Annotated in this window: 27 protein-coding genes and 1 other RNA gene; 10 read left to right on the forward strand and 18 right to left on the reverse strand. The window is 52.1% G+C overall.

Going from position 1 to position 26,246, the window contains the following annotated elements; translation table 11 throughout:
- Positions 1 to 71 precede the first annotated feature (71 nt).
- The 13 genes from ftsH to Q397_RS0110515 form a co-directional block, all read right to left on the reverse strand.
- Positions 72 to 1,994, reverse strand: a complete 1,923-nt coding sequence (ftsH, locus tag Q397_RS0110455) for an ATP-dependent zinc metalloprotease FtsH (RefSeq protein ID WP_028879381.1) — start codon at positions 1,992 to 1,994, stop codon at positions 72 to 74.
- Between the two features lie 79 nt (positions 1,995 to 2,073).
- Entirely contained in the window at positions 2,074 to 3,291 is a 1,218-nt protein-coding gene (gene tilS / locus Q397_RS22010; RefSeq protein ID WP_051609914.1) for a tRNA lysidine(34) synthetase TilS, read from the reverse strand.
- Positions 3,282 to 4,289 carry a tol-pal system protein YbgF gene (gene ybgF / locus Q397_RS0110465; RefSeq protein WP_156950688.1) on the reverse strand — a complete coding sequence of 336 codons (1,008 nt, stop codon included), beginning with the start codon at positions 4,287 to 4,289 and terminating at the stop codon, positions 3,282 to 3,284. The genes tilS and ybgF overlap by 10 nt, the downstream gene beginning before the upstream one ends.
- A gap of 130 nt (positions 4,290 to 4,419) precedes the next feature.
- Positions 4,420 to 4,920, reverse strand: coding sequence for a peptidoglycan-associated lipoprotein Pal (gene pal, locus Q397_RS0110470; RefSeq protein WP_038013476.1), 501 nt, complete (start codon positions 4,918 to 4,920; stop codon positions 4,420 to 4,422).
- Between the two features lie 115 nt (positions 4,921 to 5,035).
- The gene (gene tolB / locus Q397_RS22015; RefSeq protein ID WP_051609915.1) at positions 5,036 to 6,346 is read right to left on the reverse strand and encodes a Tol-Pal system beta propeller repeat protein TolB; all 1,311 of its coding nucleotides are present in this window, start codon (positions 6,344 to 6,346) and stop codon (positions 5,036 to 5,038) included.
- A 186-nt stretch (positions 6,347 to 6,532) separates the two neighbouring features.
- A complete protein-coding gene (locus Q397_RS0110480) occupies positions 6,533 to 7,423 on the reverse strand; it encodes a cell envelope integrity protein TolA (protein ID WP_028879384.1) in 891 nt (296 codons plus the stop codon).
- Positions 7,424 to 7,429: 6 nt separating this feature from the next.
- On the reverse strand, positions 7,430 to 7,888 hold the full coding sequence (tolR, locus tag Q397_RS0110485) for a protein TolR (RefSeq protein ID WP_028879385.1): 459 nt from the start codon (positions 7,886 to 7,888) through the stop codon (positions 7,430 to 7,432).
- A gap of 5 nt (positions 7,889 to 7,893) precedes the next feature.
- Positions 7,894 to 8,625, reverse strand: a complete 732-nt coding sequence (gene tolQ / locus Q397_RS0110490) for a protein TolQ (protein ID WP_028879386.1) — start codon at positions 8,623 to 8,625, stop codon at positions 7,894 to 7,896.
- Positions 8,615 to 9,055 (reverse strand): tol-pal system-associated acyl-CoA thioesterase, encoded by a 441-nt coding sequence (ybgC, locus tag Q397_RS0110495; RefSeq protein ID WP_240475054.1) that lies wholly within the window; start codon positions 9,053 to 9,055, stop codon positions 8,615 to 8,617. The genes tolQ and ybgC overlap by 11 nt, the downstream gene beginning before the upstream one ends.
- Positions 9,052 to 10,107 carry a Holliday junction branch migration DNA helicase RuvB gene (ruvB, locus tag Q397_RS0110500; RefSeq protein WP_028879388.1) on the reverse strand — a complete coding sequence of 352 codons (1,056 nt, stop codon included), beginning with the start codon at positions 10,105 to 10,107 and terminating at the stop codon, positions 9,052 to 9,054. Before ruvB ends, ybgC begins: the two co-directional genes overlap by 4 nt.
- Positions 10,108 to 10,119: 12 nt before the next feature.
- Positions 10,120 to 10,743 (reverse strand): Holliday junction branch migration protein RuvA, encoded by a 624-nt coding sequence (gene ruvA / locus Q397_RS0110505; RefSeq protein WP_028879389.1) that lies wholly within the window; start codon positions 10,741 to 10,743, stop codon positions 10,120 to 10,122.
- Positions 10,740 to 11,234 carry a crossover junction endodeoxyribonuclease RuvC gene (gene ruvC / locus Q397_RS0110510; RefSeq protein ID WP_028879390.1) on the reverse strand — a complete coding sequence of 165 codons (495 nt, stop codon included), beginning with the start codon at positions 11,232 to 11,234 and terminating at the stop codon, positions 10,740 to 10,742. Before ruvC ends, ruvA begins: the two co-directional genes overlap by 4 nt.
- Positions 11,235 to 11,239: 5 nt before the next feature.
- Positions 11,240 to 11,989, reverse strand: coding sequence for a YebC/PmpR family DNA-binding transcriptional regulator (locus Q397_RS0110515; RefSeq protein ID WP_028879391.1), 750 nt, complete (start codon positions 11,987 to 11,989; stop codon positions 11,240 to 11,242).
- A gap of 352 nt (positions 11,990 to 12,341) precedes the next feature.
- Here Q397_RS0110515 and Q397_RS0110520 point away from each other — a divergent pair, with 352 nt between their 5' ends.
- Positions 12,342 to 14,504, forward strand: a complete 2,163-nt coding sequence (locus tag Q397_RS0110520; protein WP_028879392.1) for a methyl-accepting chemotaxis protein — start codon at positions 12,342 to 12,344, stop codon at positions 14,502 to 14,504.
- Positions 14,505 to 14,602: 98 nt separating this feature from the next.
- Positions 14,603 to 15,517 (forward strand): DMT family transporter, encoded by a 915-nt coding sequence (locus Q397_RS0110525; protein WP_028879393.1) that lies wholly within the window; start codon positions 14,603 to 14,605, stop codon positions 15,515 to 15,517.
- On the opposite strand, the gene Q397_RS0110530 is transcribed toward Q397_RS0110525, so the two are convergent.
- From Q397_RS0110530 to Q397_RS0110545, 5 genes are all read right to left on the reverse strand, one after another.
- Positions 15,514 to 16,326: a TIGR00282 family metallophosphoesterase gene (locus Q397_RS0110530; protein WP_028879394.1), complete on the reverse strand. Its 813-nt coding sequence runs from the start codon at positions 16,324 to 16,326 to the stop codon at positions 15,514 to 15,516. The two genes, Q397_RS0110525 and Q397_RS0110530, sit on opposite strands and share 4 nt — an antisense overlap.
- Before the next feature lie 18 nt (positions 16,327 to 16,344).
- Entirely contained in the window at positions 16,345 to 16,890 is a 546-nt protein-coding gene (locus tag Q397_RS22020) for a 5-formyltetrahydrofolate cyclo-ligase (protein ID WP_038013481.1), read from the reverse strand.
- A 53-nt stretch (positions 16,891 to 16,943) separates the two neighbouring features.
- A non-coding RNA gene (gene ssrS, locus Q397_RS24675) (6S RNA) lies at positions 16,944 to 17,104 on the reverse strand.
- 33 nt (positions 17,105 to 17,137) lie between these two features.
- Positions 17,138 to 17,521 (reverse strand): cell division protein ZapA, encoded by a 384-nt coding sequence (locus tag Q397_RS22025; protein ID WP_051609917.1) that lies wholly within the window; start codon positions 17,519 to 17,521, stop codon positions 17,138 to 17,140.
- Entirely contained in the window at positions 17,521 to 17,940 is a 420-nt protein-coding gene (locus tag Q397_RS0110545) for a hypothetical protein (protein WP_028879395.1), read from the reverse strand. The genes Q397_RS22025 and Q397_RS0110545 overlap by 1 nt, the downstream gene beginning before the upstream one ends.
- 197 nt (positions 17,941 to 18,137) lie before the next feature.
- On the opposite strand from Q397_RS0110545, the gene gap reads away from it, so the two are divergent.
- From gap to Q397_RS0110585, 8 genes are all read left to right on the forward strand, one after another.
- A complete protein-coding gene (gap, locus tag Q397_RS0110550; protein ID WP_028879396.1) occupies positions 18,138 to 19,148 on the forward strand; it encodes a type I glyceraldehyde-3-phosphate dehydrogenase in 1,011 nt (336 codons plus the stop codon).
- Positions 19,149 to 19,157: 9 nt separating this feature from the next.
- Positions 19,158 to 19,778, forward strand: coding sequence for a thiamine phosphate synthase (gene thiE, locus Q397_RS0110555; protein WP_028879397.1), 621 nt, complete (start codon positions 19,158 to 19,160; stop codon positions 19,776 to 19,778).
- An 80-nt stretch (positions 19,779 to 19,858) separates the two neighbouring features.
- A complete protein-coding gene (efp, locus tag Q397_RS0110560; protein ID WP_028879398.1) occupies positions 19,859 to 20,428 on the forward strand; it encodes an elongation factor P in 570 nt (189 codons plus the stop codon).
- Positions 20,429 to 20,566: 138 nt separating this feature from the next.
- Positions 20,567 to 21,640, forward strand: a complete 1,074-nt coding sequence (locus Q397_RS0110565) for an EAL domain-containing protein (protein WP_028879399.1) — start codon at positions 20,567 to 20,569, stop codon at positions 21,638 to 21,640.
- A 119-nt stretch (positions 21,641 to 21,759) separates the two neighbouring features.
- Complete coding sequence (locus Q397_RS0110570) at positions 21,760 to 22,563, forward strand: inositol monophosphatase family protein (RefSeq protein ID WP_028879400.1); 804 nt, start codon at positions 21,760 to 21,762, stop codon at positions 22,561 to 22,563.
- Between the two features lie 162 nt (positions 22,564 to 22,725).
- Complete coding sequence (locus Q397_RS24115; RefSeq protein WP_169737989.1) at positions 22,726 to 23,838, forward strand: OmpA family protein; 1,113 nt, start codon at positions 22,726 to 22,728, stop codon at positions 23,836 to 23,838.
- A 34-nt stretch (positions 23,839 to 23,872) separates the two neighbouring features.
- Positions 23,873 to 25,003, forward strand: coding sequence for a hypothetical protein (locus tag Q397_RS0110580; RefSeq protein ID WP_038013486.1), 1,131 nt, complete (start codon positions 23,873 to 23,875; stop codon positions 25,001 to 25,003).
- Between the two features lies 1 nt (position 25,004).
- Positions 25,005 to 26,177 carry a peptidoglycan -binding protein gene (locus Q397_RS0110585; RefSeq protein ID WP_028879402.1) on the forward strand — a complete coding sequence of 391 codons (1,173 nt, stop codon included), beginning with the start codon at positions 25,005 to 25,007 and terminating at the stop codon, positions 26,175 to 26,177.
- Positions 26,178 to 26,246: the final 69 nt, after the last annotated feature.

The following is a 26,246-nucleotide window of genomic DNA, read 5'->3' on the forward strand; positions in this document are numbered from 1 at the left end:
GAAAGAACCCCTGTCCGATTGAACAGGGGTTCATGGATACCTGCCTTTGCAGGAAATCTCAAGCCTAAGGCTTATTCACCGGGCTGCGGCTCTGGCTCCTGACCGGACCCATCGGACGCATCCTTTTTATGGCCTGCGGTCGGGATGGAGCTACGACGACCGCCTTCTTTCGGGCCGGATGTACCGCCACGGTTGGGCGGGTTACCGTCCAGAAGATCGCGAATTTCGTCACCGGACAGGGTTTCATATTCAATCAACCCGTTGCCGATGATATCCAGTTGGTCACGATATTTAGACAGAATTTCTTCTGCTTTTTTGTACGCAACTTCGATAATCGCACGAACTTCAGAATCAATCGTCTTGGCTGTTTCTTCTGAATTGTTCTGGGTTTGCGTAACCGAGTGACCCAGGAAAACTTCCTGTTCATTTTCGCTATACGCAATCGGACCCAGCTTTTCAGACATGCCCCATTCCATGACCATATGTTTCGCCATGTTGGTCGCTTGCTTGATGTCGTTGGACGCACCGGTGGTGACTTTATCCGGCCCGAAGACCAGTTCTTCCGCCACACGACCGCCAAAGGCAACAACCAAGTCGGCACGCAATTTTTCAACAGACAGAGAGACACGGTCCGCTTCCGGCAAACGCATCACCATACCCAACGCACGACCGCGCGGAATGATGGTTGCTTTATGGATCGGATCAGACGCTTCCATATGGATCGCACACAGGGCATGACCCGCTTCGTGGAAGGCTGTCAGTTTCTTCTCGTCTTCAGACATGACCATAGACTTACGTTCGGAGCCCATCATCACTTTGTCTTTAGCGTCTTCAAATTCGGACATGGTGACCAGACGCTTGTTACGACGAGCTGCCAGCAAAGCAGCTTCGTTCACAAGGTTCGCCAGATCCGCACCAGAGAAACCCGGTGTGCCACGCGCAATTACATGAGGATCCACATCCGGCCCCAACGGAACCTTCTTCATGTGGACTTTCAGGATCATTTCACGACCGTTAATATCCGGGTTCGGCACAACAACCTGACGGTCAAAACGACCGGGGCGCAACAGAGCCGGATCAAGAACGTCCGGACGGTTGGTCGCGGCAACAAGGATCACGCCTTCGTTATCGCTGAAGCCGTCCATTTCAACCAGCAACTGGTTGAGGGTTTGTTCACGTTCGTCGTTACCGCCACCAAGGCCTGCGCCACGATGACGACCGACGGCGTCGATCTCGTCAATAAAGATGATACATGGCGCGTTTTTCTTGCCTTGTTCAAACATATCGCGGACACGGGACGCACCAACACCAACAAACATTTCAACGAAGTCAGAACCGGAAATCGTGAAGAACGGGACATTCGCTTCCCCGGCAACCGCACGGGCCAAAAGTGTCTTACCTGTCCCCGGAGGGCCGACAAGCAAACAACCTTTCGGGATTTTACCGCCGAGGCGCTGGAACTTGGACGGATCTTTCAAAAACTCGACCACTTCTTCCAATTCAGCCTTAGCTTCTTCAATACCGGCAACATCATCAAAAGTCACGCGACCTTGCTTTTCCGTCAGCTGGCGGGCTTTGGATTTACCGAAGCCCATGGCTTTGCCGCCACCGCCTTGCATCTGGCGCATGAAGAAAATCCACACACCGATCAACAGCAGCATCGGGAACCATGAAATCAGAATAGAGAAGAGAGAAACGCTCTCATCCTTTGGAACTGCCGTAATCTTAACCCCTTGGTCACGTAACGTGCCAATCAGGTTCGGATCGTTCGGTGCATAAGAATGGAACTTTCGTCCATCGCGGTATGTGCCTGTAATGGTATTGTCCTGAATAACCACATCCTGCACATTTCCTTCTTCAACGGCTTGTATGAAGTCGGAGAAGGGGACGGATGACTGGTCCATCTGCTGGTTAGAGCTTTGGAACAAATTGAACAGCGCAAAGATCAACAAGGCAATGATGACCCAAAGCGCGAGGTTCCTGCTAAAGTTCACGTTAGGATTCCTTCCTTCGAATTTCTCGTATCTCGCGTGATTAGAGATAAGCCATTTTAAGTCTGACGCAAGGTAAAACTCATGAAATCGGCGCAATATTAGGAATAAATCTAAAATCCACACCGATTGTCGCGTCTGCACGTTTATAGCGCAGATGAGGCACGACTAAAACACCCTGTTTGTCCCAAAGGGACGGCAAGGCATATAAGATTGGACGGGGCAGCGGATTCTGCCGCATTGCAGCACAGTCGCCAACCACTTGGCGCCAGCCGTCTTCTCCCAGCATCCGCACAGTAAAACCCGCCAGATTATCGGGACTCTCCACATGATAAAGCGTGGCGGCAAGATCGGTGGTGCGGACCTCCCGACAAACCAGCACGTCGCCTTTGTGATGAAACCAGCGACATCCCATCAAGGTCGCATCCTCACCTCTGCGCAAGCTGGTTGTCAGACGCTTCAGGCGGTCCAATCTGGGACGATAGACCTGCGCACTCACGCCTTGACCGATTCGGGACAGACCCCGCCATAGAATCTCTTCGTCTTCCTCTTGCAGACCCTGCGTATCAAGGCGCACATAGCCTTCCGGGCAAACGGTTACAAAGTGGTTGAGCCAGTCCCGTTCCAGCCGATCCAATGTTTTTTTGACGCGCTGCATGGTCTCGGCCGTGTGAGCCAGGCGGTAAGCATCCAACCCCAGTTCTTGCAGGACCGTCATCGCCTGTCGCGCCTTGACCCGATCAAAGGCCGTATTTTCATTGGAGGGATCTTCTATCCAGTCCTGACCTTTTTCCTGTAAAAACTCGATCAGGTCGGCTTTCGGCGTGTCCAGCAAGGGGCGCACCAACCGAATACGGCCCTTGAGTACATCAGGCTGCATGGCGGCTAACCCATCCACGCCACTGCCGCGCGCAAGTCGCATCAACACAGTTTCGGCCTGATCATCCCGATGATGCGCCAACAGCACATCTTTAATGCCCTGCTCCACACACCAAGTTTCGATCAAACGATAACGTGCAGCCCGGGCCGCAGCCTGCACCCCGTTTGTCGGTTTCTCCCCTTCCCAGACCAAGGTGTGGTGAGGAATGGCATATTTTTGCAGGGTCTTTGCGACCCACGCACATTCCCCAGCAGCTTCTGGGCGCAGACCGTGATCCACGCTCACCGCCACAAGACGATGCCCGTGGTTGTTCGCCCAATCTTTAGCTAATAAAGCGAGGGCCAGACTATCTGCCCCGCCGGAAACGGCAACACAGATGGTCTGGCCCAGATCGCTAAATGTCGACAGATTTAGCCGCATTTCGCGTTTGTGCGCTCACGTTCCAATGTTTTGGACAAATGCGCCGGTAATTTCGGGAAAGCTGAACGCAACTTGTCAAAGGATGCGCACGCCTCGCGTGTTTTTTCCATACGCGACAGGGACATGCCCAGCTTCAACAGAGAATCTGGCGCTTTAGCACCCCGTGTATCTTTTTGGTAACCTTCAAGGAAAGCTCCAGCCGCTTGGGCGTAATTGCCCTGAACATAATATGTTTCCCCCAACCAATACCGGGCATTCCCCGCCAGTTCATGGGATTTATGCTTATCCAAAAACGCCTTGAAACTGCTTTCCGCGTTTGCAAATTCGCTGCGCATCAACATCTGTCTGGATTTTTGATATAGCGCTTCCGGTGTCAAATCCGCTGCCGCTTGTGCTGCAGCCTGCTGTGCCTGTTCGCCCGGTTGTGCTGTCGATGTCTGAGCACCCGTCAAATCCTGACCGTTGAGGGTCCCTAATGTGCCGGCCTCTGCATTGCCTTGCGTAGCTGCACTTGGCGTCCCAAGCTGCTGTGCGCTCACACCGTTGGGTGTTGCTGGCGTCTGGGACTGACCTTGTGTATTGGCCGCTTGGGGCGAACGAACGGCAGGGTTGCCACCTTCCAAAACCGTCAGGCGATAGTCTACATCGGCGACCAGTTTATCAAGGCGGGTATTGAGTTGTGAAATCCGATAGGCGGTTTCTTCAATCTGACCATTCATGGCACGAAGCTGACTTTCCAGCTCATTGATGCGCACACTCAAACGCGCAGCCAATGGGCCGCTTACAGCTTCCCCTGTGCCAGCACTTGCACCGTCACTTGACGGCGTAACATCAGTTCCCCGATAAACTTTCAAGTTTAAGGCTTTGATATCGCGGTCCATCCGATCCAGACGATCGATGACATTGCGTAAATCTTCGTCCTGAGCCTGAACGGGTAAAGCGATGACCGTCACCAGAAACGTTGTGGCGAGCAATTTTTTGAGTGTGGATTTCATCATATTTTGACCTGCTTTGAGTAACGTCGCGTAGGTATTTGTGCCCCGAATCACATAAAAAAACAAGGCGTTTGCCACAAGATATGCAGCAAACGCCTTATTCGTAAGGTCTGCGATGGTCTAATTCAGGAAATTAGGAGCCAGCGCCAACAGAAACAACTGTTACAGAGCGACGGTTTTGCGCCCAAGCTGCTTCGTTGTGGCCCAGAGCAACCGGACGCTCTTTGCCGTAAGAAATTGTCTTGATGCGCATCGCATCAACGCCAAGGCTTACCAAATATTCTTTAGCGGCGTTTGCACGACGCTCACCCAGTGCCAAGTTGTATTCACGAGTGCCGCGCTCATCAGCGTGACCTTCAACTGTGACAGTTACGCCCGGGAATTTTTTCAACCAAACAGCTTGCTTTTCCAATGTAGCGCGCGCGTCTGCATTTACGTTGTACTGGTCGAAACCGAAGAATACACGGTCACCAACGTTAACAACGAAATCTTGAGCAGAACCAGCCGCCGGAGCCAACGTCTGAGCTGTAGAAGAAGAGTCGCCAGAAGCATTTGCATTGGCACCATCTTGAGGAGCGGTCTCACAAGCAGCGAGCAAAGCCACTACACCAACTAGACCGAGAAACTTACGCATGAGCAATCCCCTTATAGGACTATTATTTAAACAGTTAATTACACAGACCACACCAGCGCCCCCCGAAACAGAATAACGCCACCTAAGTCTTAGAAAGGACTATATGTGTATAATGCTAAGGAATCAAGGGGGACCATGCAGGGTCTGACCCTTCTAACGGTGTAATGACCTCTCGCTCATTATATCCGGTTAGATCAACGCTATACAATTTTGTGGTTTTCTTTTCACCGCGCAGGGTTTCGCGATAGAACATCAAAACCCGCCCATTCGGTGCCCACGTGGGGCTTTCCACCAGATAACCATCTGCCAACAGACGCTCACCGGACCCATCCGTGCGCATGACACCGATGTAGAACTTACCCCCCGTCATCTTGGTAAAAGCAATCAAATCGCCGCGCGGTGACCAGACCGGTGTTGCGTATCGACCTTTGCCAAAACTGATGCGGCGGACATTTTTTCCATTCGAATCCATAACATAGATCTGCTGGGCGCCCCCGCGATCCGAGTTAAAGGCAATCTGTGTACCGTCCGGTGAAAAGCTTGGGGATGTATCGATGGAAGAATGATTTGTAATCCGGCGGGTCTGACGGCTGGCGATATCCATCGTATAAATATCGGAGTTCCCATCACGCGCCATGGACATCACAACCTTTGTCCCATCAAACGAAAAGCGCGGCGCAAATGTCATACCGGGGAAATCGCCCAAAATGGACTGACGGCCCGTATCGATATTAAACAGATACACACGTGGCGTGTTTTTGTAATAGGACAAATAAGTGATTTCTTGCAGGGTCGGTGAAAAACGCGGTGTCAGCACAAGGTCAGACCCATCGGTCAGGAAGCGGTGCTTCGCCCCATCCTGATCCATAATCGCCAAGCGTTTAACGCGGCGGTTCGCCGGGCCACTTTCTGCCACATACACAACGCGGGTATCAAAATAACCGGTTTCCCCCGTGATCCGTTGATAAATGGTGTCCGCAATAATATGGGCCACACGACGCCAGTTATCTTCGACGGTGTTATAGGCCAAGCCGACCATCTGCACTTCTGCCGATACATCCCACAAACGGAACTGAATGGACAATTCCCCATTCCCTGTCGGGACCGCATGGCCCTGCACCAAGGCTTGGGCGTTCAAGATACGCCAGTCGCCAAAGCGCGGCAGCGTCGTCATGGACAGTTCTTTTTGGATGAACGCCTTAGGATCGATAGGTCGAAACAGGCCGGATCGTTCCAGATCCGCAGAAACCACCTGTGCGATCTGCCGCCCGATCAGGGCCGCCTGCTCAGTTTCCCCGGTAAATTCCACAACAGCCAACGGCATGGGCTCTACCCGCCCTTGTGTGATATCCACACGGAGTTCGGCAAAAGCTTGCGTGGTAAACAGCAAAGCCGCGACAAAAAGAAAACGCACAGCGAGTTTCATTACAATATCTTCCCTATTAACCGATCCGCTAAATGTACGCAGGATCAAGAAATCTGCCAACCCCCAACAGGGGTGAATCGAGCGCGATCAGAGAAATGATCAATCTTTTCGCGCTTATTTAAAACCAGAACGATACACCCGGGCAAAACAACGCCCCTCCCTGATTGAGGTGATCGCTTCGTCACGTTATAGACCCAGCAATTCTTTCGGATCAAAGACCAACAACAGGTCTTTCCATTGGTCATAAGTTTCTTGCGACAGAGGGTACGGCCAGCAACGACGGTTATTTACCGCACGCAACGCACTTTCTGCGGCCGCACGGTAGAACGGATCAGACAAATTGCTGCGTGACCCGATAGAGGCTGCACGTGGCGTGCCGTCCGGGTTCATGGTCACTTCGATCTCGATCTTCAAATTCTCGGCTTCACGCGCCCCGATTGGCGGGTTCCAACATTTGGCAATATGCTGACGCAGCGCATCAATCTCGGTAATACTGAGAGGACGCGAGGCATCACTAAACTGGCTCGGCTTTTTAATAGCGGCCTCAATTTCTTTCGCAATGTCATCCAAGTCCGGTTGATCGTCTTTCTTCTTCTCCGCCGGTGTTGCCTCATTCAAGGTCGGCGCGAGATCTTTCATCAACGAGTCGAAGTCCGGTTCTTTTTGCGGGGGCTTGGGTTTGCGCGCAGGCTCTACCTTTGCCACCCGTGGCGTTGGCTTTTCCACCACCGGCTTAGGTTCGGGTTTGGGCTTGGGTTCAGGCTTTGGCTCCGGCTTTTTGACTTCGTCCGGGATCACTTCCGCTTCCGGCTCCGGTTGAGGTTCCGGCTCGGGGGCGGGCGGTGTCGGTTTGGCAGGGGCCGGTGGCGGGGGCTTCGGTTTTTCCTTTGGCGGTTCCGGCTTTTTAGCTTCCGGCTTTGGCGCAGGCACGTTGGAGATATCATCAATATTGATGACCTCCACCACAATCGGCGCTTCCACAATCAAGTCACGATCCGGCAGCATCGGCACGCCAAAATAGGCGACCAGAATGACGCTTACATGAATGAGGATGGAGAGGAGGACACTGCGCTGCATTTATCGCTATTTTTTCTTTGCGGAATCCGCGGGGTTACGGGCAATCAAAGCAACTTTGGTAAAGCCAGCCTCGTTCAACGCCCCCATGGTACGCATGACCGTGCCGTAGTCGATTTTTTCATCGCCCCGCACAAAGATACGTACATCCAAATTATTTTTACTTACTTCCATCAACAAGGGCGCAAGGCCTTCCCGCTCAACCGGTGTGTCCTGCACAAACAGGTTGCCGTCTTTATCAATACTGACCGCCAGCGGTTCATCCTGCCCCTGAATTTCACCGGCCTTTGTTTTTGGCAAATCAACTTCAACGCCCACAGTCATCAACGGTGCGGTAACCATAAAGATCACCAGCAGAACCAGCATGACATCGACCATCGGTGTGACGTTGATTTCGGACATTTGGGCACGCGAGCGACGACGCCCGTATTGTCCCCGTCTGCCCCCATTGTTTAGTGAAGCACCCATATCGATTACTTCTTCTCATCCAGCTGACGTGACAAAATGGCGGAAAATTCACCGGAGAAACTATCCAGACGTCCCGCATAACGGTCCATGTCACGTGACAGTTTGTTATAAGCCACAACAGCAGGGATCGCCGCGACCAGACCAAGGGCGGTCGCAAACAGGGCTTCGGCAATACCCGGTGCCACAACAGCAAGGGTGGTGTTTTTGGTATTCGCAATCGCTGTAAAGGCGTTCATGATCCCCCACACAGTCCCGAACAGGCCGATAAACGGTGCCGTAGACCCTGTGGAAGCGAGGAATGTCATATTCTTTTCAATGCGATCCATCTCCCGCGAGACGGTGATTTGCATGACCCGATCAATCCGGTCTTGCAGGCGCGTGCGCATCACATCATCGCTGTTGCGCGATTTGGCCTGTGTGCGACGCCATTCGCGCATGGCGGTGACAAACACCGCAGACATGGGGTCTTCCGGCTGGTTGCCTTGGGCATCATAAAGCTGGTCTAAGGATTGACCGGACCAGAACTTATCTTCGAACTTATCCGCCATCTTGTTGAGTTTGCGCATACGGAAATATTTATCCAGAATGATCGCCCAACACCAGACGGAGGCAAATAACAGCCCGATCATAACCGATTGAACAATGATGTCGGCACGCAGGAACAGACCCAACATCGTCAGATCAGGACCAGCAACGGACCCCGCCATCGTTACCGCTTCAACCGCATTATTTTCCATGATTTTTCCCTAACATATCTTTGAAAACATTCCGTATCTCTAGCGGAATGGGCACCGGTCGTCCTTCAAGGTGAATACACGCTATCTTCACTTTAACCCCGACCAGAATATCCTGATCGCGCTTAATAAGTTGTTCCATTTCCACGGATGCGCCAGCCACCTTCGTCAATTTAGTTTCCACACGCAGCAAATCATCAAGCTTTGCCGGTTTGCGATAGTCAGCCTCTGCACGCCTGACGGCAAAGGCAATCCGATCACGTTCGAGCAATTCTGACTGATGAATGTTAAAATGACGTAAAAATTCTGTACGGGCACGTTCAGCAAATTTCAAATAATTCGCATAATAGACAATCTCGCCTGCATCCGTGTCTTCATAGTAGACGCGAATGGGAAAAACGAAGGTCGTCTCTTCCATATGTCCTAGGCTCATGTCTTATCCACTTTCTTTAACAAATCCATCTGCGCGGTCTCGCGCCCTTTGACCGGTGCATCCAGCCCCAAGTGACGGTAGGCGCTATCCGACAACATGCGTCCACGCGGGGTGCGCATCAACAATCCTTGCTGGATCAAATAGGGTTCGATCACTTCTTCAATGGTGTCGCGCTGTTCCGACAGGGCTGCCGCCATGGTTTCCACCCCGACCGGGCCACCACCATAATGATCGCAAATGCATTTCAAATAACGCCGATCCATCTCGTCCAGACCGCGATGATCCACTTCCAGACGATTCAGCGCCCCATCCGCACAGGTCGCATCCACCGGATCAATCCCGGCGACCATGGCAAAATCGCGTACACGGCGCAGCAGGCGGCCTGCCACACGCGGTGTGCCGCGCGCCCGTTTAGCAACTTCGTTTGCGCCATCGGCTGTCATATTCATAGCCATGATGCGTGCACCACGGGTCACGATTTCTTGCAGTTCATCCACTTCATAGAAATTCATGCGCAACGGAATACCAAAGCGATCGCGCAACGGTGTCGTGATCAAACCGGATCGTGTGGTTGCCCCCACCAAGGTAAAGGGTGGCAAGTCAATGCGCACGGACCTTGCAGCCGGTCCTTCCCCGATAATCAGGTCGAGCTGAAAGTCCTCCATCGCGGGATAAAGCACTTCTTCAATCGCCGGATTAAGGCGGTGAATTTCGTCGATAAACAACACATCATGGGGCTGCAAATTTGTCAGTAGTGCCGCCAGATCGCCCGCCTTCGCAATCACCGGACCGGATGTGGCGCGAAAGCCCACGCCCAGTTCGCGCGCAACAATTTGGGCCAGCGTGGTTTTCCCCAACCCCGGTGGGCCGTAAAACAGCACATGGTCCATGGCATCGCCACGGGCTTTTGCAGCTTCCACAAAAATCTTTAGATTTTCGCGGACCTGTTTCTGCCCGATAAAATCATCCAGCGTTAACGGACGCAGGGAATTTTCGGGACTATCTTCCTCGGTACGTTCTGGCGATACCACGCGATCATCATCTTCATACATCATCCGGTATCCTTACAGTACAGACAGTTCAGCCAGCGCCTCACGGATTAAACTTTGCAAATCGCCACTACCGCCCAGTTTTTTATTCGCTTTTGAGACCGCCGCCAGCGCATCGCTGCGACCATAGCCCAAGTTCACCAGGGCCGAAGCGGCTTCTGCCGGTGCGCCCCCAAATCCGGCCGCCGCAGAGGCTGTGCCTTCAGAAACGGTTGTGCCCGGCGTGGACAGCGCCAACCCATCGGCCTTGTCTTTCAATTCGGTCAAAATACGGGTTGCGACTTTGGGTCCGACACCGTTGGCACGGGTCAGCGCCTTTTTGTCCTGCGCCGCAATCGCGTGGATAATTTCTTCGGCACTCAGGGCAGACAGGATTGCCAGACCGACTTTCGCCCCGACCCCTTGTACGGTAGTGAGTAACTTAAACCAGTCGCGTTCCCCCGCATCGGCAAAACCATACAGATGAATATGATCTTCGCGCACGTGGGTTTCGATCAGCAACGAAGTCGCTTCCCCGGTTCTTGGCAGTTTGGAGAGGGTCTTTGCGGACGAAAACACAAGGTAGCCAACGCCATTGACGTCAATCACCACCCAATCTTCACCGACACTATCAACCAGCCCCTTAAGCTTGGCAATCATCGCAGGCTCCCCCATTTATCAGGTGTATTGCGATGCTGGGCATGACAAATGGCAACCGCCAACGCATCCGCGGCATCCGCACTTTCAATCTTCGCTGTCGGCAAAAGGGTTTTCACCATCATCTGGACCTGCTCTTTTGCCGCATGCCCTGTGCCCACAACCGTCTTCTTCACCTGATTTGGTGTATATTCTGAAACAGATAAACCGGCACGTGCCGGCATTAACATCACAACCCCCCGCGCCTGACCCAGCTTCAGGGTCGAGTTGGGGTTTTTATTGACGAAAGTTTCTTCCACCGCTGCTTCGATGGGACCGAACCGTTTAATGACCAGTTCGATCCCTTCATAAAGCTGGTTTAGCCGTTCCGCCAATGAAAGCTTGGCATCTGTCTTGACGCATCCGTCTGCAACATGTGTCATGCGGTTGCCGTCAATATCAATAATGCCCCATCCGGTAATGCGAAGGCCCGGATCCAGCCCCATCAGCCGCATAGCGATCAGCCTGCCAATTCAGCCATGATCTCGTCAGAAACGTCCATGTTTGTGTAGACGTCCTGTACGTCGTCCAGATCTTCCAAAGCTTCAACCAGCCCCATCAGGCTTTCGGCTTTGTCTTTATCGACCTCTGTGGTGTTGGTCGGTTTCCAATCCAGTGACGCGCCTTTGGAGTCGCCAAATCTTTTTACCAGTTCATCCAGCACAGCATGCAGTTCGTCCGGCTCACACGAAATTTCGTGGGCGTCCTCTGTTGTTTCCACATCAGATGCACCGGCTTCCAGCGCCGCTTCAAAAATCTCGTCGGCATCGGCAACGTCCAACGCATAAGTGATCAGACCACGACGCTCAAAACTAAACGCAACAGAACCTGTCTCACCCAGGTTGCCGCCACGTTTGGAGAATGTGGAGCGTACATCAGACGCTGTGCGGTTGCGGTTGTCTGTCAGACATTCCACGATCACAGCAACGCCACCCGGCCCGTAGCCTTCGTAGCGCATTTCCACATAGCCGTCCCCGTCCATTTCGCCGGAGCCTTTTTTGATCGCGCGCTCGATGTTGTCTTTAGGCATGGATGCGCCCTTAGCTGCGGCAATCGCTGTGCGCAAACGAGGGTTCATATCAGGATCAGGCGTCCCCATCCCGGCTGCAACCATGATTTCTTTAGAAAGTTTTGCAAATTCTTTGGCACGCTTTTTGTCTTGCGCGCCCTTGCGGTGCATAATGTTTTTGAACTTGGAATGGCCTGCCATGGTCCTACTTCTAATCCTTAAATCTTCTTTGGAAAATCATGAGATAAATTCTCTGATGGATCTCTTAGCACAAGTTTGCCCAAACAAACAACGCACAGCTTAAAACAAAAAACAATTTTTCGCCCTGCTTCATTTCACAAAAGTGAAACTGGACTTGGGCTAAAGTTTGGAATTATTTTAATAATTTCACACTATTAAAAGGTAGGAAATGTCACAAATACGACACTTTTATCTACCAGAAATCCTACCAGTAGTGTAATAAAATAGCAGTGAAAGAAACATCCCGCACCATACTGGATCATATCGGTGATGGACAAAGACGGGATGAAACCAAACGATCGGAACCCGAGTTATGTCTCTGTCGAATGTGAAAATCTCCGTCAAACTCCCCGCGATCCTTGTCTTCTTGTCGCTTGTTTCCATTTTGGTCACAGGCCTGCTGGCTTACACAAAGTCAGCCGACAACATGTCAAAAGCGGCAGAGGTTTCCATGGAAACCCTGATTGACAGCCGGACGGCAGCGATTAAAAATCTGCTGAACGGGGTCCAACAGGACCTGAACATCCTCTCCAGCAACCAAATGGTAAAGGATGCACTGGTGGAGCTTGCCGTTGACTATGAAGATATCGGCAGCGAATACGGCAATGCGACAGAATTTCTTCAAACTCAATACATTACCAACAACGAACATAAACCCGGTGAGCGCCACAAACTCACGCGCGGCGCAAGTGAAGATGTCTATCACGACACCCACCAACGCTATCACGCTTGGTTTATGCCCCTTGCACAGGCGCGCGCCTATCAGGATCTGTTTATCGTAGACCGTCACGGCAACGTCATTTACTCGGTATATAAAGAAAAAGACTTCGCAACGAACCTTCTCAATGGGCAATGGAAAGACACCAACTTTGCAAAAGTTTTCCGAGACATCAAAGAAAACGGGGATAACGAAGAATACGTCGCGCTGACCGACTTTAAATCCTACGCCGCCAACGACAATGAAGCCGCCAGCTTCATGGGCAGCCCGGTCAAAAACGAAGAAAACGAATTCGTCGGCGCGCTGATCATCCAGATGCCGCTTAAACACATGAACCGCGTCATGCAAAACCCGCGTGGCCTTGGCAAAACCGGTGAAACCTATCTGGTCGGCGAAGATAAATTGCTGCGCAGCGATCTGCGTCTGAGCAGCGAGCGCACGATCCTGAAGCAAAAGGTCGACTCGGAAGCAGTCACAAACGCGCTGAACGGTCAGACCGGCATGGTCGCTAAAGCCAACTATAAAGGCGTTAACGTTTTTGCCGCCTACGCGCCGCTTAAATTCATGGGACTAAACTGGGCTGTTATTGCAGAAATGAACCAGGATGAAGTCTTGGCCCCCGTTCATGAAATGCGCACCTTCATTCTGGTTGCCGCCGGTTTAACCCTGCTTGGTGTTATCGTGGTCGGCCTGATCGTTGCCCGCAGCCTTGCGCTGCCCATCTCACGCATGACAGGGATCATGCACGAACTGGCAAACGGAAACCTGAGCGTCAAAATTCTGGATAGTGAGCGCAAAGACGAAGTCGGCGACATGGCAGATGCCCTACGCATCTTCCGTAAAAACGCTGAAGAAGTCGAAACATTGCGCGAAGAACAAGAAGCCGCACAAAAACGTGCAGAAGAAAAACAACGTGCTGTCCTGCATAAAATGGCAGAAGACTTTGAACAAAACGTCAGTGGCGTTGTTGAGGCTGTCGATACAGCCGCGCAAAACATGCAAACAACCGCCCAAGGCATGTCCGCAACCGCGGCGGCGACCTCAGATCAAGCCAGCGTCGTTGCTTCCGCGGCCGAACAAGCCACCAATAACGTTCAGACCGTCGCCTCTGCCGCAGAAGAACTCACGGCCTCCATCGGGGAAATTTCGCGTCAGGTGGAACAATCCGCAGACATCGCCAAAAACGCGGTGGAAGAAGCCCGTCAAGCCACCAGCACAGTGCAAGGTCTGTCCTCTGCTGCAAACAAAGTCGGCGAAGTTGTCCAGCTTATCACCTCCATTGCCGAACAGACAAACCTGCTGGCCCTGAACGCGACCATCGAAGCATCGCGTGCCGGGGAGGCCGGTAAAGGCTTTGCGGTTGTGGCAAGCGAAGTGAAAAACCTTGCGGACCAGACCTCACGGGCAACAGCCGAGATCACAGACCAGATCGAAGCCATGCAGTCCGCGACCGGCGATGCGGTAAAAGCGATTGAAGGAATTGCCCAGACCATCGACAGTATGAGCGATATTTCCAACAGTATCTCCGCCGCCGTTGAAGAACAGGGGTCCGCGACCACCGAGATTTCCAAAAACGTGCAAGAAGCCGCCAATGGAACTCTAGAAGTGACCGACACCATCGAAAGCGTGAGTATCGCAGCGGCAGAGACGGGCAATGCCTCCAACATGGTTCTTTCAGCGTCTGATGACCTCAGCGCGCAAGCCACCGCGTTGAAAGATGTGGTGACACAATTCCTCAAACAGGTTCGTAGTAGCTAAGCTATTCATCAGACCATTTTAAATAAAACAAAGTAAGGGCCGACTTTTTACTAAGTCGGCTCTTTCTTTTTATTTAAATTCGACTTACACATGATCCCATGGAAAATTCGAAAACACATCTGGATGGTCTCGCCATGGCCATCCTTTTAATTTGTTGTGCCAGTTGGGGCCTGCAACAAATTACCGTCAAATGGATCATTGCTGACATTTCGCCAGTGATGCAGGCCGCCCTGCGTTCAATCGGTGCCTTTTTCCTGATCGCCTTCTGGATCAAGGTACGGCGCAAACCCATTTTCGAAAAAGACGGTACCCTGTGGTGGGGGATTGGCGCGGGCCTGTTGTTTGGCACCGAATTTATGATGATCTATTGGGGGCTGGAATTTACCAATGCCTCGCGTGCAGTGGTTTTCCTCTATCTCGCGCCCTTTATCGTGGCGGTCGGGTCCCAATTCCTGTTTCCCAGCGAAAAACTCAACAAGCTTCAATTCCTTGGCCTGATCTGTTCTTTCCTTGGACTGATTGTCGCGTTTGGCGAATCGTTGTTACTGTCCTCAACAGAGATGCTGATCGGTGATATCATGCTGATCGTCGCCGCCATCATGTGGGCGTCCTCGACGCTCTTGATCAAAAAAGGTCCATTGGCAAAAATTTCCCCCAACAAAACACTGCTCTATCAATTGGCGGTATCAAGCGTCATGCTGCTGGCTGTATCCAAACTGTTGGACGAGCCGGGCATCATCCGCGTCACTGATCTGACGATTTACAGTATGCTCTATCAAACCGTTTGGGTCGCAGCCATGACCTATGCAGCCTGGTTTTGGATGGTGAAACATTATCCAGCCGCAAAACTCGCTTCTTTCAGCTTCCTGACGCCCATGTTTGGGGTGGTCGCTGGCGTTGTCTTGCTTAACGAACCCCTCACACCTTCGCTGGGGGTTGCCATGTTCCTTGTCGCATCCGGCATCTATCTGGTGAACAGAAAGCCAAAAATCAAACCCGCCTACCCTCTTTAAACGGGTAAAGACGGGCTTAAACGTCCACCGACGCGGATCGGGACAATCTTTTGCGCCAGTCCCGTTTCGTCGTCACTTTCGACATAGACACCACACAAGGTCGCCGGACCATTCGCAGGTTCAAGGCGGCCTTTATTGTCAGGATCGACAAAACGCGCAATCGGCACCTCTTTGACCATCCCGATCACACTGTCATAATCTCCGCACATACCCAAATCCGTCTGATAGGCCGTGCCGTTGGGGAGGATTTGCGCATCGGCTGTCGGTACATGCGAATGCGTGCCTGCAACCAACGTCACCTGCCCATCCAGATAATGTCCCAAGGCCATCTTTTCGCTTGTGGCTTCAGCATGGATATCCACCAAAGCCGCGTGAAAGTCTTTACCTGCCTTTAGGGGCGCCAAGGCATTTTTAATGGCGGAAAACGCATCATCCGCAGGCGGCATAAACAATCCGCCCATAACTTGCGCCACCAAAAAACGTCGACCGTCTTTCAGCTCGTACGTATTGATGCCCTTGCCCGGTGTCCCTGCGGGATAGTTGATCGGGCGCAACAGGCGCGGTTCCTCATCAATAAAATTCATCACCTCGCGCTGATCCCAGGAATGGTTGCCCAAGGTAATGACATCGACGCCGACATCATAAAAACTGTTACAGATTTTGCAGGTAATGCCAAAGCCGTGCGCCGCATTTTCCCCATTGACGATGACGAAATCCAGATTGAGCTTTTCGCGCAGTTGGGGGATATGGTCCAAGATTACCTTGCGACCACTTCTGCCCATCACATCACCGCAATATAAAAAACGCATGTCTTGTCCTTCGTCTCTTTACTGACAACGGATCACACGCGTCGGCGTTACGATCCAGTCCATTTTCTGATCATATCCATCCATGGGGACACGATCGACCTGTTGTTCATCAAATGCCATACCAACACGCACCGCCGTCATCTGACACAGCGTGCGGTCATAATATCCGCCCCCAAACCCAAGACGTCCCCCGTGGGTATCAAACGCTAAAAGCGGGACCAGCAAAAGGTCTGGCACCATCAAGCCCCCGTTTTTCGGGTGCTGCGTCCCATATTTGCCTTCCACCAGTTCTTCACCTGCTTTCCAGCGGCGAAACACCAAGGGAGCGTCTTTTTCAATCACCACCGGCAAAGCACAGTCTTTGCCTTGGGCTTCCAGCGCCAAAAACAACGGCCGGATATCCAGCTCCCCTTTCATCGGCCAATAGGCTGCGATGGAACGCGCCTGCATCAGCTCCGGGGTATCAAGGAATAGAGAAATATTGAGAGGTTCAAGAGGAAGCGTTTGGCGAAGAGAAAGCATCTCTTGTCTTAATTTACGCTTCTGGGTCGACAAATCGGACACACATTCCTCTTGGCATATAGGACGGCCCCATCGAAACGGGGCAGAATTAAGCGGGTGAAGCCACAATAGCCGTAACGTTGACTAGGTCCACCATAGGCCTGCCAAAGCAGGTGGGCGCCGTGTACTTACCCCACGAGGTAAGCAGGGACAGCTCCCTATGGTTTCGTTATTGGCCCCGGGGACGCATGAACGCCGACGCACTTCGCAGCCTCACCCAAAGGTTATATAATCATGACGACAGAGAATGTCACGTCTCTTCTTGAGTAGGGTCTGTCTCTTCGACGGGTTTTTCGTCTTCGACGGCTGGTTCCAACGCGTCCGCAATCAAGTTAATCCGCTGCGCGAGCCGATCCAGATTGTCCGCAAGCATCTGATCCTTTTTTTCTCGAACCGTCGCATTATGTTCAACCTTATAGGCTTCCAGCTCGTCATTTTTCTCGCTAAGTTCATCAGCAAGCAACAAACTGGTCATGACCATCAGGCGGGTGTCACCCAATTGCCCGACAGCCGCAGCCAACTGACGCACGCGATCATCCACATAACGCCCCAAACGCGACAACTGCGCTTCCTGACCTTCATCACAGGCAATTTCATAGCGGCGACCATTAATGGTGACAGATACAGAAGCCATCAGTCTTCCTCCAGAATTTGCTGCACATTCCCAATGAGCCTTTCAAGGCGGGCAGAAAAATCACTATTCAAAGATTTCAAACGGTCGTTTTCTGCGGACAACGCCATCTTCTCTTCAGAAAGGGCGGTCTTCTCTTCGTCCAGCGCCTCTTTCTCTGTTTGCAGGTTATCTAATTTATCGCTGAGCTTTTCGAGCTGGTTATCATAATCGGCTTCGCTATGAGCGCTTAAAGCTTCAGAGAGCGCCAGATTATCTTCCTTCAACCCATCGATCTGGTTTTGCAACCGCATCACCACTTCCGCATCGACTTTGCCCTTTTGCGCTTCGCCCACCTGCTGTAGGCGAGAAACGGCCTTTTCCAGCCGTTCATAAGCAGATATTACCCGCGGTGACAATTGCGCAGAACCCAGTGTTGACACGTCCAACAGACCTTTTTGTTAGAAAGAATTGATCTAAGGTTAATGACAAAAAATGACAGCTAGGGCAAGTAGGAAGGCGCAACAAAACTTTAAAAGCCTGATTTATCGGTTTTTTTATACTCTGTTCTGGTTTTTTCTATTCTGCCCATGCTATTAAATGGGGGAGATCTGCAATGAATAAGCCTTTGGAGGGAACAATGGCAATCCGTGTCGCAATCAATGGTTTTGGACGTATTGGACGTCTGTGTCTGCGTGCGCTGATCGAAAGCAAGCGCACTGATATTGAAGTCGTTGCCATCAACGATCTGGGTCCGGTCGACACCAATGCCCATTTGCTGAAATACGACTCCGCCCATGGCACTTTAAACGCGGATATCTCCTCCACAGAAGATGCCTTGATCGTCAATGGCACCGCAATCAAATTTACCTCCGAACGTGACCCCGCAAAGCTGCCGTGGGCCGAACTGGACGTGGATATCGTTTACGAATGTACCGGTATCTTTAAAACCCGTGACAAAGCCCAGCTTCACCTTGATGCAGGCGCCAAAAAAGTCCTGATCTCTGCCCCCGGTAAAGATGCGGACATTACCGCTGTTTACGGCATCAACCATCAGGATTTGAAGAAAGAGCACAAGATCGTCTCCAATGCGTCCTGTACCACCAACTGTCTGGCACCGGTTGCCGATGTGCTGCACAAAACAGTGGGTATCCGCAAAGGCTTTATGACCACGATCCACGCCTACACAGGTGATCAAAGCATGGTTGACAGCCTGCATAAAGACCTGCGCCGTGCCCGTGCCGGTGCCGTTTCCATCATCCCGACCTCGACAGGGGCCGCCAAAGCCGTGGGCCTTGTCCTGCCGGAACTGGATGGCAAACTGGACGGCAGTTCGGTACGTGTGCCGACACAAAACGTCTCCATGGTGGATCTGACTTTTGATGCGGCACGCGATACAACTGTGGAAGAAATTCACGCCGCCATCACCGACGCTGCCAATGGTCGCCTGAAAGGCATCCTTGGTGTGTGTGACGTGCCGCTGGTGTCCATCGACTATAACCATAACCAAAATTCCTCCACCTTTGATTTGACACTCACAAATGTCATGGAAGGCAACTTGGTCCGTGTCGTTGCCTGGTATGATAACGAGTGGGGTTTCTCCAACCGTATGTCCGACATGGCTGCGGAAATGGCGAAAGCCGGTTTCTAATTTTAAAGGATGACGCACGTGCCTGCAGAACTTTATCTCATCACCCCACCCCGCCTTGACCTGACAAGCTTTGCCGATACATTGGCCGCAACCCTTGATGCGGGCGAGGTATCTTGTGTGCAGCTTCGCCTCAAGGATGTGAGTGATGATGACGTTCGCCGCGCGTGCGAAACCCTGTGCCCCATCGTACAGGACCGCGACATCGCCTTCGTCCTGAATGACCGTCCCGACCTTGCAAAAGAAATGGGCTGCGATGGCGTACACGTGGGCCAGGACGACACTCCTTACAAAAAAGCCCGCGAGATCATGGGTAAGGATGCCATTGTCGGTGTGACCTGCCATGATTCCAAACATCTCGCCATGATCGCAGGGGAACAAGGCGCAGATTACGTTGCTTTTGGCGCGTTCTTCCCGACCCAAACTAAAGAACCTAAGGCGAAAGCCGAGCCTTGGATTCTGGAATGGTGGTCCACCATGTTTGAAATCCCCTGTGTCGCCATTGGCGGGATCACCCCTGACAACGCCGCCCCCCTTGTTGAGGCGGGGGCCGACTTCCTTGCGGTTGCAGGTGGGGTCTGGGATTATAAAGACGGGCCACAAGCTGCGGTCCGGGCGTTTAACGCCCTGTAAAAAGCCTAATTGCCAAATTCTGAACTTCCTGTTAGGTTGCGCGCCAAATTGAGCATATTTGATTTCAGGAAATTAGACTTATGAAAATCAACGGTAACGAAATCCGCCCCGGTAACGTGATCAACCACAAAGACGCTCTGTGGCGTGCAGTTAAGTGTCAAGCGGTTAAGCCGGGTAAAGGCGGTGCCTTCAACCAGGTAGAACTGAAAGACATCCGCGTTGGGACAAAATTGAACGAGCGTTTCCGCGCTTCTGAAACAGTTGAGCGCGTGACACTGGAACAAAAAGAATACCAATACCTTTACGGCGACGGCGATCTGTTGACCTTTATGGATAACGACACCTATGAGCAAATCGAAGCCAATCGCTCCATGCTGTTGGAAGAACAGGCACCGTTTTTGACAGATGGCATCACTGTCACGATCGAAAGCTTTGAAGGCGAAGTCCTTGGCATCACTCTGCCGCAAAACATGACTTTCGAAATTTCAGAAGCTGACGCGGTTGTCAAAGGCCAGACCCAGTCTTCTTCCTACAAGCCTGCGATTTTGGAAAATGGCGTTAAAGTCCTTGTTCCGCCGCATATCGCTGCAGGGACACGTATTGTCATCAATACTTTTGAAGGCACTTATGTAGAGCGCGCAAAAGACTAAGCCCGCCGCCGACATAAAAATTTAAAAAGGCCGGAAGCTTTTTCCGGTCTTTTTTTATGTCTCCTGATCCAAATCCCAAACCGGCGCGTATCGACAGTACCACACTGCAACTCTGGATTCTGGACTATAGGAGGCTTTATGACCCACTGCTTGAAATGTGACAAACTCCCCACGCTGGCAACAGGTCATCTCGCTGTATATTTCTGGCCCCCGTTAGGTCACACCACCGCAAAACTCAAATCGATCCTGAAAGACTACGATGAATTTGCCCCTATAGAGGGCGGATTGACCTTTAGCATCAAAAGTCAGGATATGCCGGAGCTTATTCATAAAATTGACCTTAAGCTGAGTCAAAGCGAGAAACAGGACACCAACTGTTTGCTGCAGGAAAACCGCCGTCAACCAAACCTAGCAGATTTTCGCTGTGTCACCAGCTTGCAGAAAATGACCGGACTTTATGGCTCAAAATGGTTGCTTGATATCCTTGAACAAAAGCGCATGACCTCCATGTTCCAGCCCATTGTTCATGCCCAACACCCCAATGTTCCCTTTGCTCATGAATGTCTGCTGCGGTGGTATGATGAAAACCAACAGCTGAATAGCCCGGCCCGCCTGTTTAAAAGCGCGCAAGACGCCGACCTGATCTTCCCGCTGGATCGGGCCGCGCGTGAAATCCATATCCGCAACGCCGCCGCAGCCGATATGCCATCCAAAATCTTTGTTAACTTTGCCCCCACAGCCATCTACGACCCTAACAATTGCCTGAAATCCACTTTTAAAGTCATTCGCGAAGTCGGGATTGATCCGGCAAATATTGTCTTTGAAGTGGTCGAGACTGAGCGCATCAGTGATCCGGAACATCTCAAAAACATCCTCGCCGCCTATAAGCAACAAGGCTTTGGCGTGGCGTTGGACGACCTTGGGTCAGGTCACTCCACCCTTAATATGCTCGGTGCGCTCAAACCGGATTACGTGAAACTGGATATGGAGATGATCCGGGACGTCCACAAAGACCGTTTTAAATCCGAATTGGTGCGCAAGATCGTCGAGCTGTCGCACAGCTTTGACATCAAGGTTGTTGCCGAAGGGATCGAAACAAAAGAAGAAGCCGCGTGGCTGGTCAGCCAAGATGTTGATTTTATGCAAGGCTTTCACTTTGCCAAACCCGACAAGACCCCAAAAAAGACACTGGACAGACGCGCCGCCGCCTAGAGAATTTAAATCAGGGCTTGCATCTTGCAAAAGAAACCGTTACACCCACGCCTTCGTTTTGGCCCCCATGGGACCGAAGCCTTTAATTCTGCTCCTTGAACTTTATATACGGTGATGTCATGGCTGTTCGCTCTGCCAATCTCAATGTGATGGAAAAAGCAATTGATGCTGCCTCACGTGGTCTTCTTCGCGATTTCGGTGAATTGGAAAACCTTCAGGTTTCAAAAAAAGGGCCGGCTGATTTTGTCAGCACCGCCGACACCCGTACAGAAAAGATTCTGATCAAGGAACTCACCAAAGCCCGCCCGGAAATCGGCTTCCTGCTTGAAGAAGGCGGGGAACTTAAAGGCCAAGATGAAACACGCCGCTGGATCATCGACCCGCTGGACGGCACAACCAACTTCTTGCACGGTATCCCGCATTTTGCCATTTCCATCGCTCTGGAAGAAAATGGCGAGATCACAACCGGCATGATCTACAACCCGGTTACAGACGAAAAATTCTGGGCAGAAAAAGGCAAAGGCGCCTTCCTTAACGGCCGCCGTCTGCGCGTCTCTGGTCGTCGCCATATGGATGATGCGGTTTATGCCACCGGCATTCCGTTTAGAGGCCATGGCGATCACGGGCGCTTCCTCAAAGAACTGGAAGAAATCATGCGCTTGTCTGCCGGGGTGCGTCGCTTCGGTGCGGCGTCACTGGACCTCGCTTTCGTTGCTGCCGGTCGTTATGACGGATTCTGGGAAACAGACCTCAAACCGTGGGATATTGCAGCAGGTATCATTCTGGTCAAAGAAGCCAAAGGCTTTGTTTCCGAGTTTGATGCACGCCAAAACATGCTGAAGTCCGGCAATATTGTCGCAGCGAACGAATACCAGCATAGCTTGCTGTTGAAAATTTTACGCGATGCACGCAAGAAAGCGTAAGTCATCGTTCAACGATAGAAAAAAGGTCCAGTCTATTTAGATTTGGGCCTTTTTTTGTGTTCTTTTGTTGTTTGTCAGCGCAAGCTTCGTTATCTTGATGGCTAACTGATTCTAATCGTAAATTGGGAGTATCTCGAAAAGAGATATTGATGAATGGGTAAAATGGCTGGATTTCATAAAGTACTAATGGGAAGCGTCTGTGCAGTCGGATTAATGCTTGGCGCACAATCCAACGCGCAAGTTGCATCCTATTATGACAACAACGTCATGGTCGATCTCAGCGTGCTCAACGACAATGGCGTCGGGGCGGGTGCACGTTCTATCACCACCCCACGCGATCTCGGCAAACTCCCGCCGGCTTCCATGCCGAAATCAACCTTCCATGGCCTGCCGGACAACGCGCCGAAAAGCAGTGCACGCGTAAGCTCGACACCGCGCATGCCGATCCCCGGTCAGGAACCGCAATCGCGCATCGTCCTCAAAAAACCGGACATGACAGCCCCGAGCCAAATGGCCAGTTCTTCTGTCCAGCTCAAGAAGCCGCAAGCGCCTAAACCGGTCGCCCAAAAGGTTGTCACGCCGAAAACCACCCCGAAGCCGGTTGTAAAACAGACGGAAACTCCGAAAGTTGCGCAAATTACCAACACACCGGCACCGGTAAAAGCACCTGAACCGCCAAAACCAGCCGCCGCGCCGACCCAGCCTGTCGAAGTCGCCAAAGCTGCACCGGCCCCTGAAGCGCCAAAGCCCGCAGCAGAATCCGCACCCGCCCCTAAAGAGCTGGTGAGAAAAGAAGCCGAAGCCCCGAAGGTAGAAGCAACTCCGGCACCTGCAGCGCCTAAAGTCATGGCTGATGCGCCACCGCCGCCACCGCCTTCTGCTGTTGAACCGAAACAGGTTGAATCAGCCATGAAAGACGCCGCGGCCCAACAAACAAACACAGCCGCCTTGCCGCCCGCACAGGAAAGCAACGTGCGTATCACCTTCCAGTCCGAGCAAAGCAAAATGCCGTCAGCTGCGGAAGGGGAGCTAAAAGAACTTGCCGACCTGTTGAAAAAACAGCCTGATGATCGTGTCCAATTGCTTGCTTATGCCGGTGGGGAAAGCCTATCAGCCAGTAAGGCCCGTCGCCTGTCCCTGTCACGCGCCCTGACGGTACGCACCTATCTGATGTCACAAGGGGTAGGCAGTACCCGCATTGATGTCCGTGCGCTTGGTAACAAAACAACCGAAGAACCATTTGACCGCGTGGATGTGCAAATCGCGCCCCGATAAAATCAAGACCTAATTGACAGGCACAGGAGCTGATATGACCCGTCCTCAACGATACCTCATCCGGATGGTTTTATTCCTTGTCGCTGTCTTGGCGGCAGCCATTTTGTTGCTTGGACAATTGCAGGAAGCCTTCCTGGCAAACCCGGCCCTGAACGGTCTGATCCTTGGCGTTCTGTTGATCGGTATCGTCAACAACTTCCGACAGGTCTTGATGCTTAATCCAGAAGTCCGCTGGATTGAAGAGTTCAAATCGGATCGTTCCATCAGCGGATCGGCTCCACGCCTGCTTGCCCCGATGGCAACCATGCTGGGTGAACGCGAAAACGGGCAGTTTACCTTATCCGCCCTCTCGACGCGTTCCCTGCTTGATGGCATTGCCACCCGTTTGGAAGAACACCGCGACCTGTCACGCTACAATATCGGCCTCCTGATTTTTCTGGGTCTTTTGGGGACGTTCTGGGGGCTTTTAAACACCGTCGGATCGGTTGGCGATGTAATCAGCAATCTATCCATCGGCGGTGGCGGTGATCTGTCACTTGTCTTTAACGACCTTAAACGTGGCCTTGAAGCCCCGATCGAAGGGATGGGCACGGCCTTTAGTTCCTCGCTTTTTGGTTTGGCAGGGTCCCTGGTTTTAGGTTTTCTGGATTTACAAACAGGGCAATCGCAGAACCGTTTTTATACGGATCTGGAAGACTGGCTTGCGAGCCAGACCCGTCTATCCAGCGGCGCGCTTTCTGATGCTGCGGGCGACCAATCGATTCCCGCTTATGTCCAGGCCTTGCTGGAACAAACGGCGGATAGTCTGGAAAAACTGCAACGCACCATGACCCGCTCCGAAGAAAGCCGCAGCCAGTCCAATGCCCAGTTTATGGAACTGACGAGCAAACTTGGTACCTTGACCGACACCATGTACACCGAACATAAATTGATGGAAAGGCTGGCAGAAGGTCATCTGGCGCAAAAGAACCTGCTGGAAAAACTCGCCGACAGTCAAAGCGGTGGCGGCGGAATGGATGCGAGCAGCAAAACCCATCTGCGCAACATCGATGTTTATACGCAAAAGCTACTGGATGAAGTCAGTGCAGGACGCGAAGAAAGTATTTCCCAGATCCGTCAGGAAATCCGCTTGTTAGCCCGGACCATCGCAGCCAAGGATTCCTGATATGGCGCTGGGGCGACGCAGACGTATTCAACAGGACAATATCTGGCCGGGATTTGTGGACGCGTTAGCGACCCTGTTGATGGTCATTATCTTTCTATTGATGATCTTTGTACTGGCACAAGTCTTTCTGACAGAAACATTGTCCGGCAAGGAAAACTCGCTTGATAAGCTGAACACCCAGATGTCTGAACTGACAGAACTGCTCAATCTGGAACGTAAAGCCAATGAAGACCTGCGCGACAATATGACCACGCTCTCTAGTGAACTTCAAGCCTCTGTCAAGCTGCGCGACGACCTCAGCGGACGACTGGAAAGTCTGGAAAGTGACAATCAGAAACTCAATGAAAAACTTGCGGATGCCTTTAAAACCATTGAGGCTGACCGAGAAACAATTGAAGTCAAACTGGCAGAGATCGCCAAGATGCGCGAAGACGTCCGCGCGCTTGAGGCCTTACGCGAAGAACTGACCCGCGAGATCAAGGATCAGGCGACGCAACTGAACGAAAAAGAAGGTAAGCTGATCGAAGAGCGTGAACTTGCCGATTCTGCACGCGCCCAAAACGCCCTGATGAACAAACAACTTGCGGCCTTACGTGATCAGCTCGCCGCTATTCAGGAAGCGTTGGAAGCGTCCGAAGCCTTGAACGAAGATCAGAAAACACAGATCAGTTCCCTCGGCAAACGCCTCAACGCTGCCCTTGCGACCAAGGTACAGGAACTGTCCAAATACCGGTCCGAATTTTTTGGGGAACTGCGCAAGGTACTGGGCAACCAATCCGGTATCCGTATTGTCGGGGACCGTTTTGTCTTCCAAAGCGAAGTGCTCTTTAAGTCCGGGGAAGCCTCGCTTGGTCCCGCAGGCCAAGAACAACTGGCGCGTCTGGCCGAAACCCTGAAAGACATTTCCGGTCGCATCCCCGACAAAGTCGACTGGATTTTGCGTGTTGACGGTCATACGGATGATATTCCGATCAGTACGGCCAAGTTCCCGTCTAACTGGGAGCTTTCGACCCAACGCGCCATTTCTGTTGTTAAAGAACTGATCAAACAAGGTATCCCCGCCCATCGCCTCGCCGCAACCGGTTTTGGGGAATTCCAGCCCCTTGATGATCGTAAGGATGAAATTGCCCGTCGTCGCAATCGCCGTATTGAATTGAAGCTGACACAGCGCTAAAACATCCCTGCCCTTATTCAGACAAATTTGGGTCCCATAAAATACCCCCTTTCTAGAACAGGTTTAGGA

The sequence above is a fragment of the Terasakiella pusilla DSM 6293 genome (assembly GCF_000688235.1).
Classification (GTDB): domain Bacteria; phylum Pseudomonadota; class Alphaproteobacteria; order Rhodospirillales; family Terasakiellaceae; genus Terasakiella; species Terasakiella pusilla.

Coding starts and splice junctions, on each gene's coding strand:
- tilS (WP_051609914.1), bottom strand. CDS start 3,291: ATGCGGCTAAATCTGTCGACATTTAGCGATCTGGGCCAGACCATCTGT.
- ybgF (WP_156950688.1), bottom strand. CDS start 4,289: ATGATGAAATCCACACTCAAAAAATTGCTCGCCACAACGTTTCTGGTG.
- pal (WP_038013476.1), bottom strand. CDS start 4,920: ATGCGTAAGTTTCTCGGTCTAGTTGGTGTAGTGGCTTTGCTCGCTGCT.
- tolB (WP_051609915.1), bottom strand. CDS start 6,346: ATGAAACTCGCTGTGCGTTTTCTTTTTGTCGCGGCTTTGCTGTTTACC.
- Q397_RS0110480 (WP_028879384.1), bottom strand. CDS start 7,423: ATGCAGCGCAGTGTCCTCCTCTCCATCCTCATTCATGTAAGCGTCATT.
- tolR (WP_028879385.1), bottom strand. CDS start 7,888: ATGGGTGCTTCACTAAACAATGGGGGCAGACGGGGACAATACGGGCGT.
- tolQ (WP_028879386.1), bottom strand. CDS start 8,625: ATGGAAAATAATGCGGTTGAAGCGGTAACGATGGCGGGGTCCGTTGCT.
- ybgC (WP_240475054.1), bottom strand. CDS start 9,055: ATGAGCCTAGGACATATGGAAGAGACGACCTTCGTTTTTCCCATTCGC.
- ruvB (WP_028879388.1), bottom strand. CDS start 10,107: ATGTATGAAGATGATGATCGCGTGGTATCGCCAGAACGTACCGAGGAA.
- ruvA (WP_028879389.1), bottom strand. CDS start 10,743: ATGATTGCCAAGCTTAAGGGGCTGGTTGATAGTGTCGGTGAAGATTGG.
- ruvC (WP_028879390.1), bottom strand. CDS start 11,234: ATGCGGCTGATGGGGCTGGATCCGGGCCTTCGCATTACCGGATGGGGC.
- Q397_RS0110515 (WP_028879391.1), bottom strand. CDS start 11,989: ATGGCAGGCCATTCCAAGTTCAAAAACATTATGCACCGCAAGGGCGCG.
- Q397_RS0110520 (WP_028879392.1), top strand. CDS start 12,342: ATGTCTCTGTCGAATGTGAAAATCTCCGTCAAACTCCCCGCGATCCTT.
- Q397_RS0110525 (WP_028879393.1), top strand. CDS start 14,603: ATGGAAAATTCGAAAACACATCTGGATGGTCTCGCCATGGCCATCCTT.
- Q397_RS0110530 (WP_028879394.1), bottom strand. CDS start 16,326: ATGCGTTTTTTATATTGCGGTGATGTGATGGGCAGAAGTGGTCGCAAG.
- Q397_RS22025 (WP_051609917.1), bottom strand. CDS start 17,521: ATGGCTTCTGTATCTGTCACCATTAATGGTCGCCGCTATGAAATTGCC.
- gap (WP_028879396.1), top strand. CDS start 18,138: ATGGCAATCCGTGTCGCAATCAATGGTTTTGGACGTATTGGACGTCTG.
- thiE (WP_028879397.1), top strand. CDS start 19,158: ATGACGCACGTGCCTGCAGAACTTTATCTCATCACCCCACCCCGCCTT.
- efp (WP_028879398.1), top strand. CDS start 19,859: ATGAAAATCAACGGTAACGAAATCCGCCCCGGTAACGTGATCAACCAC.
- Q397_RS0110565 (WP_028879399.1), top strand. CDS start 20,567: ATGACCCACTGCTTGAAATGTGACAAACTCCCCACGCTGGCAACAGGT.
- Q397_RS0110570 (WP_028879400.1), top strand. CDS start 21,760: ATGGCTGTTCGCTCTGCCAATCTCAATGTGATGGAAAAAGCAATTGAT.
- Q397_RS24115 (WP_169737989.1), top strand. CDS start 22,726: ATGGCTGGATTTCATAAAGTACTAATGGGAAGCGTCTGTGCAGTCGGA.
- Q397_RS0110580 (WP_038013486.1), top strand. CDS start 23,873: ATGACCCGTCCTCAACGATACCTCATCCGGATGGTTTTATTCCTTGTC.
- Q397_RS0110585 (WP_028879402.1), top strand. CDS start 25,005: ATGGCGCTGGGGCGACGCAGACGTATTCAACAGGACAATATCTGGCCG.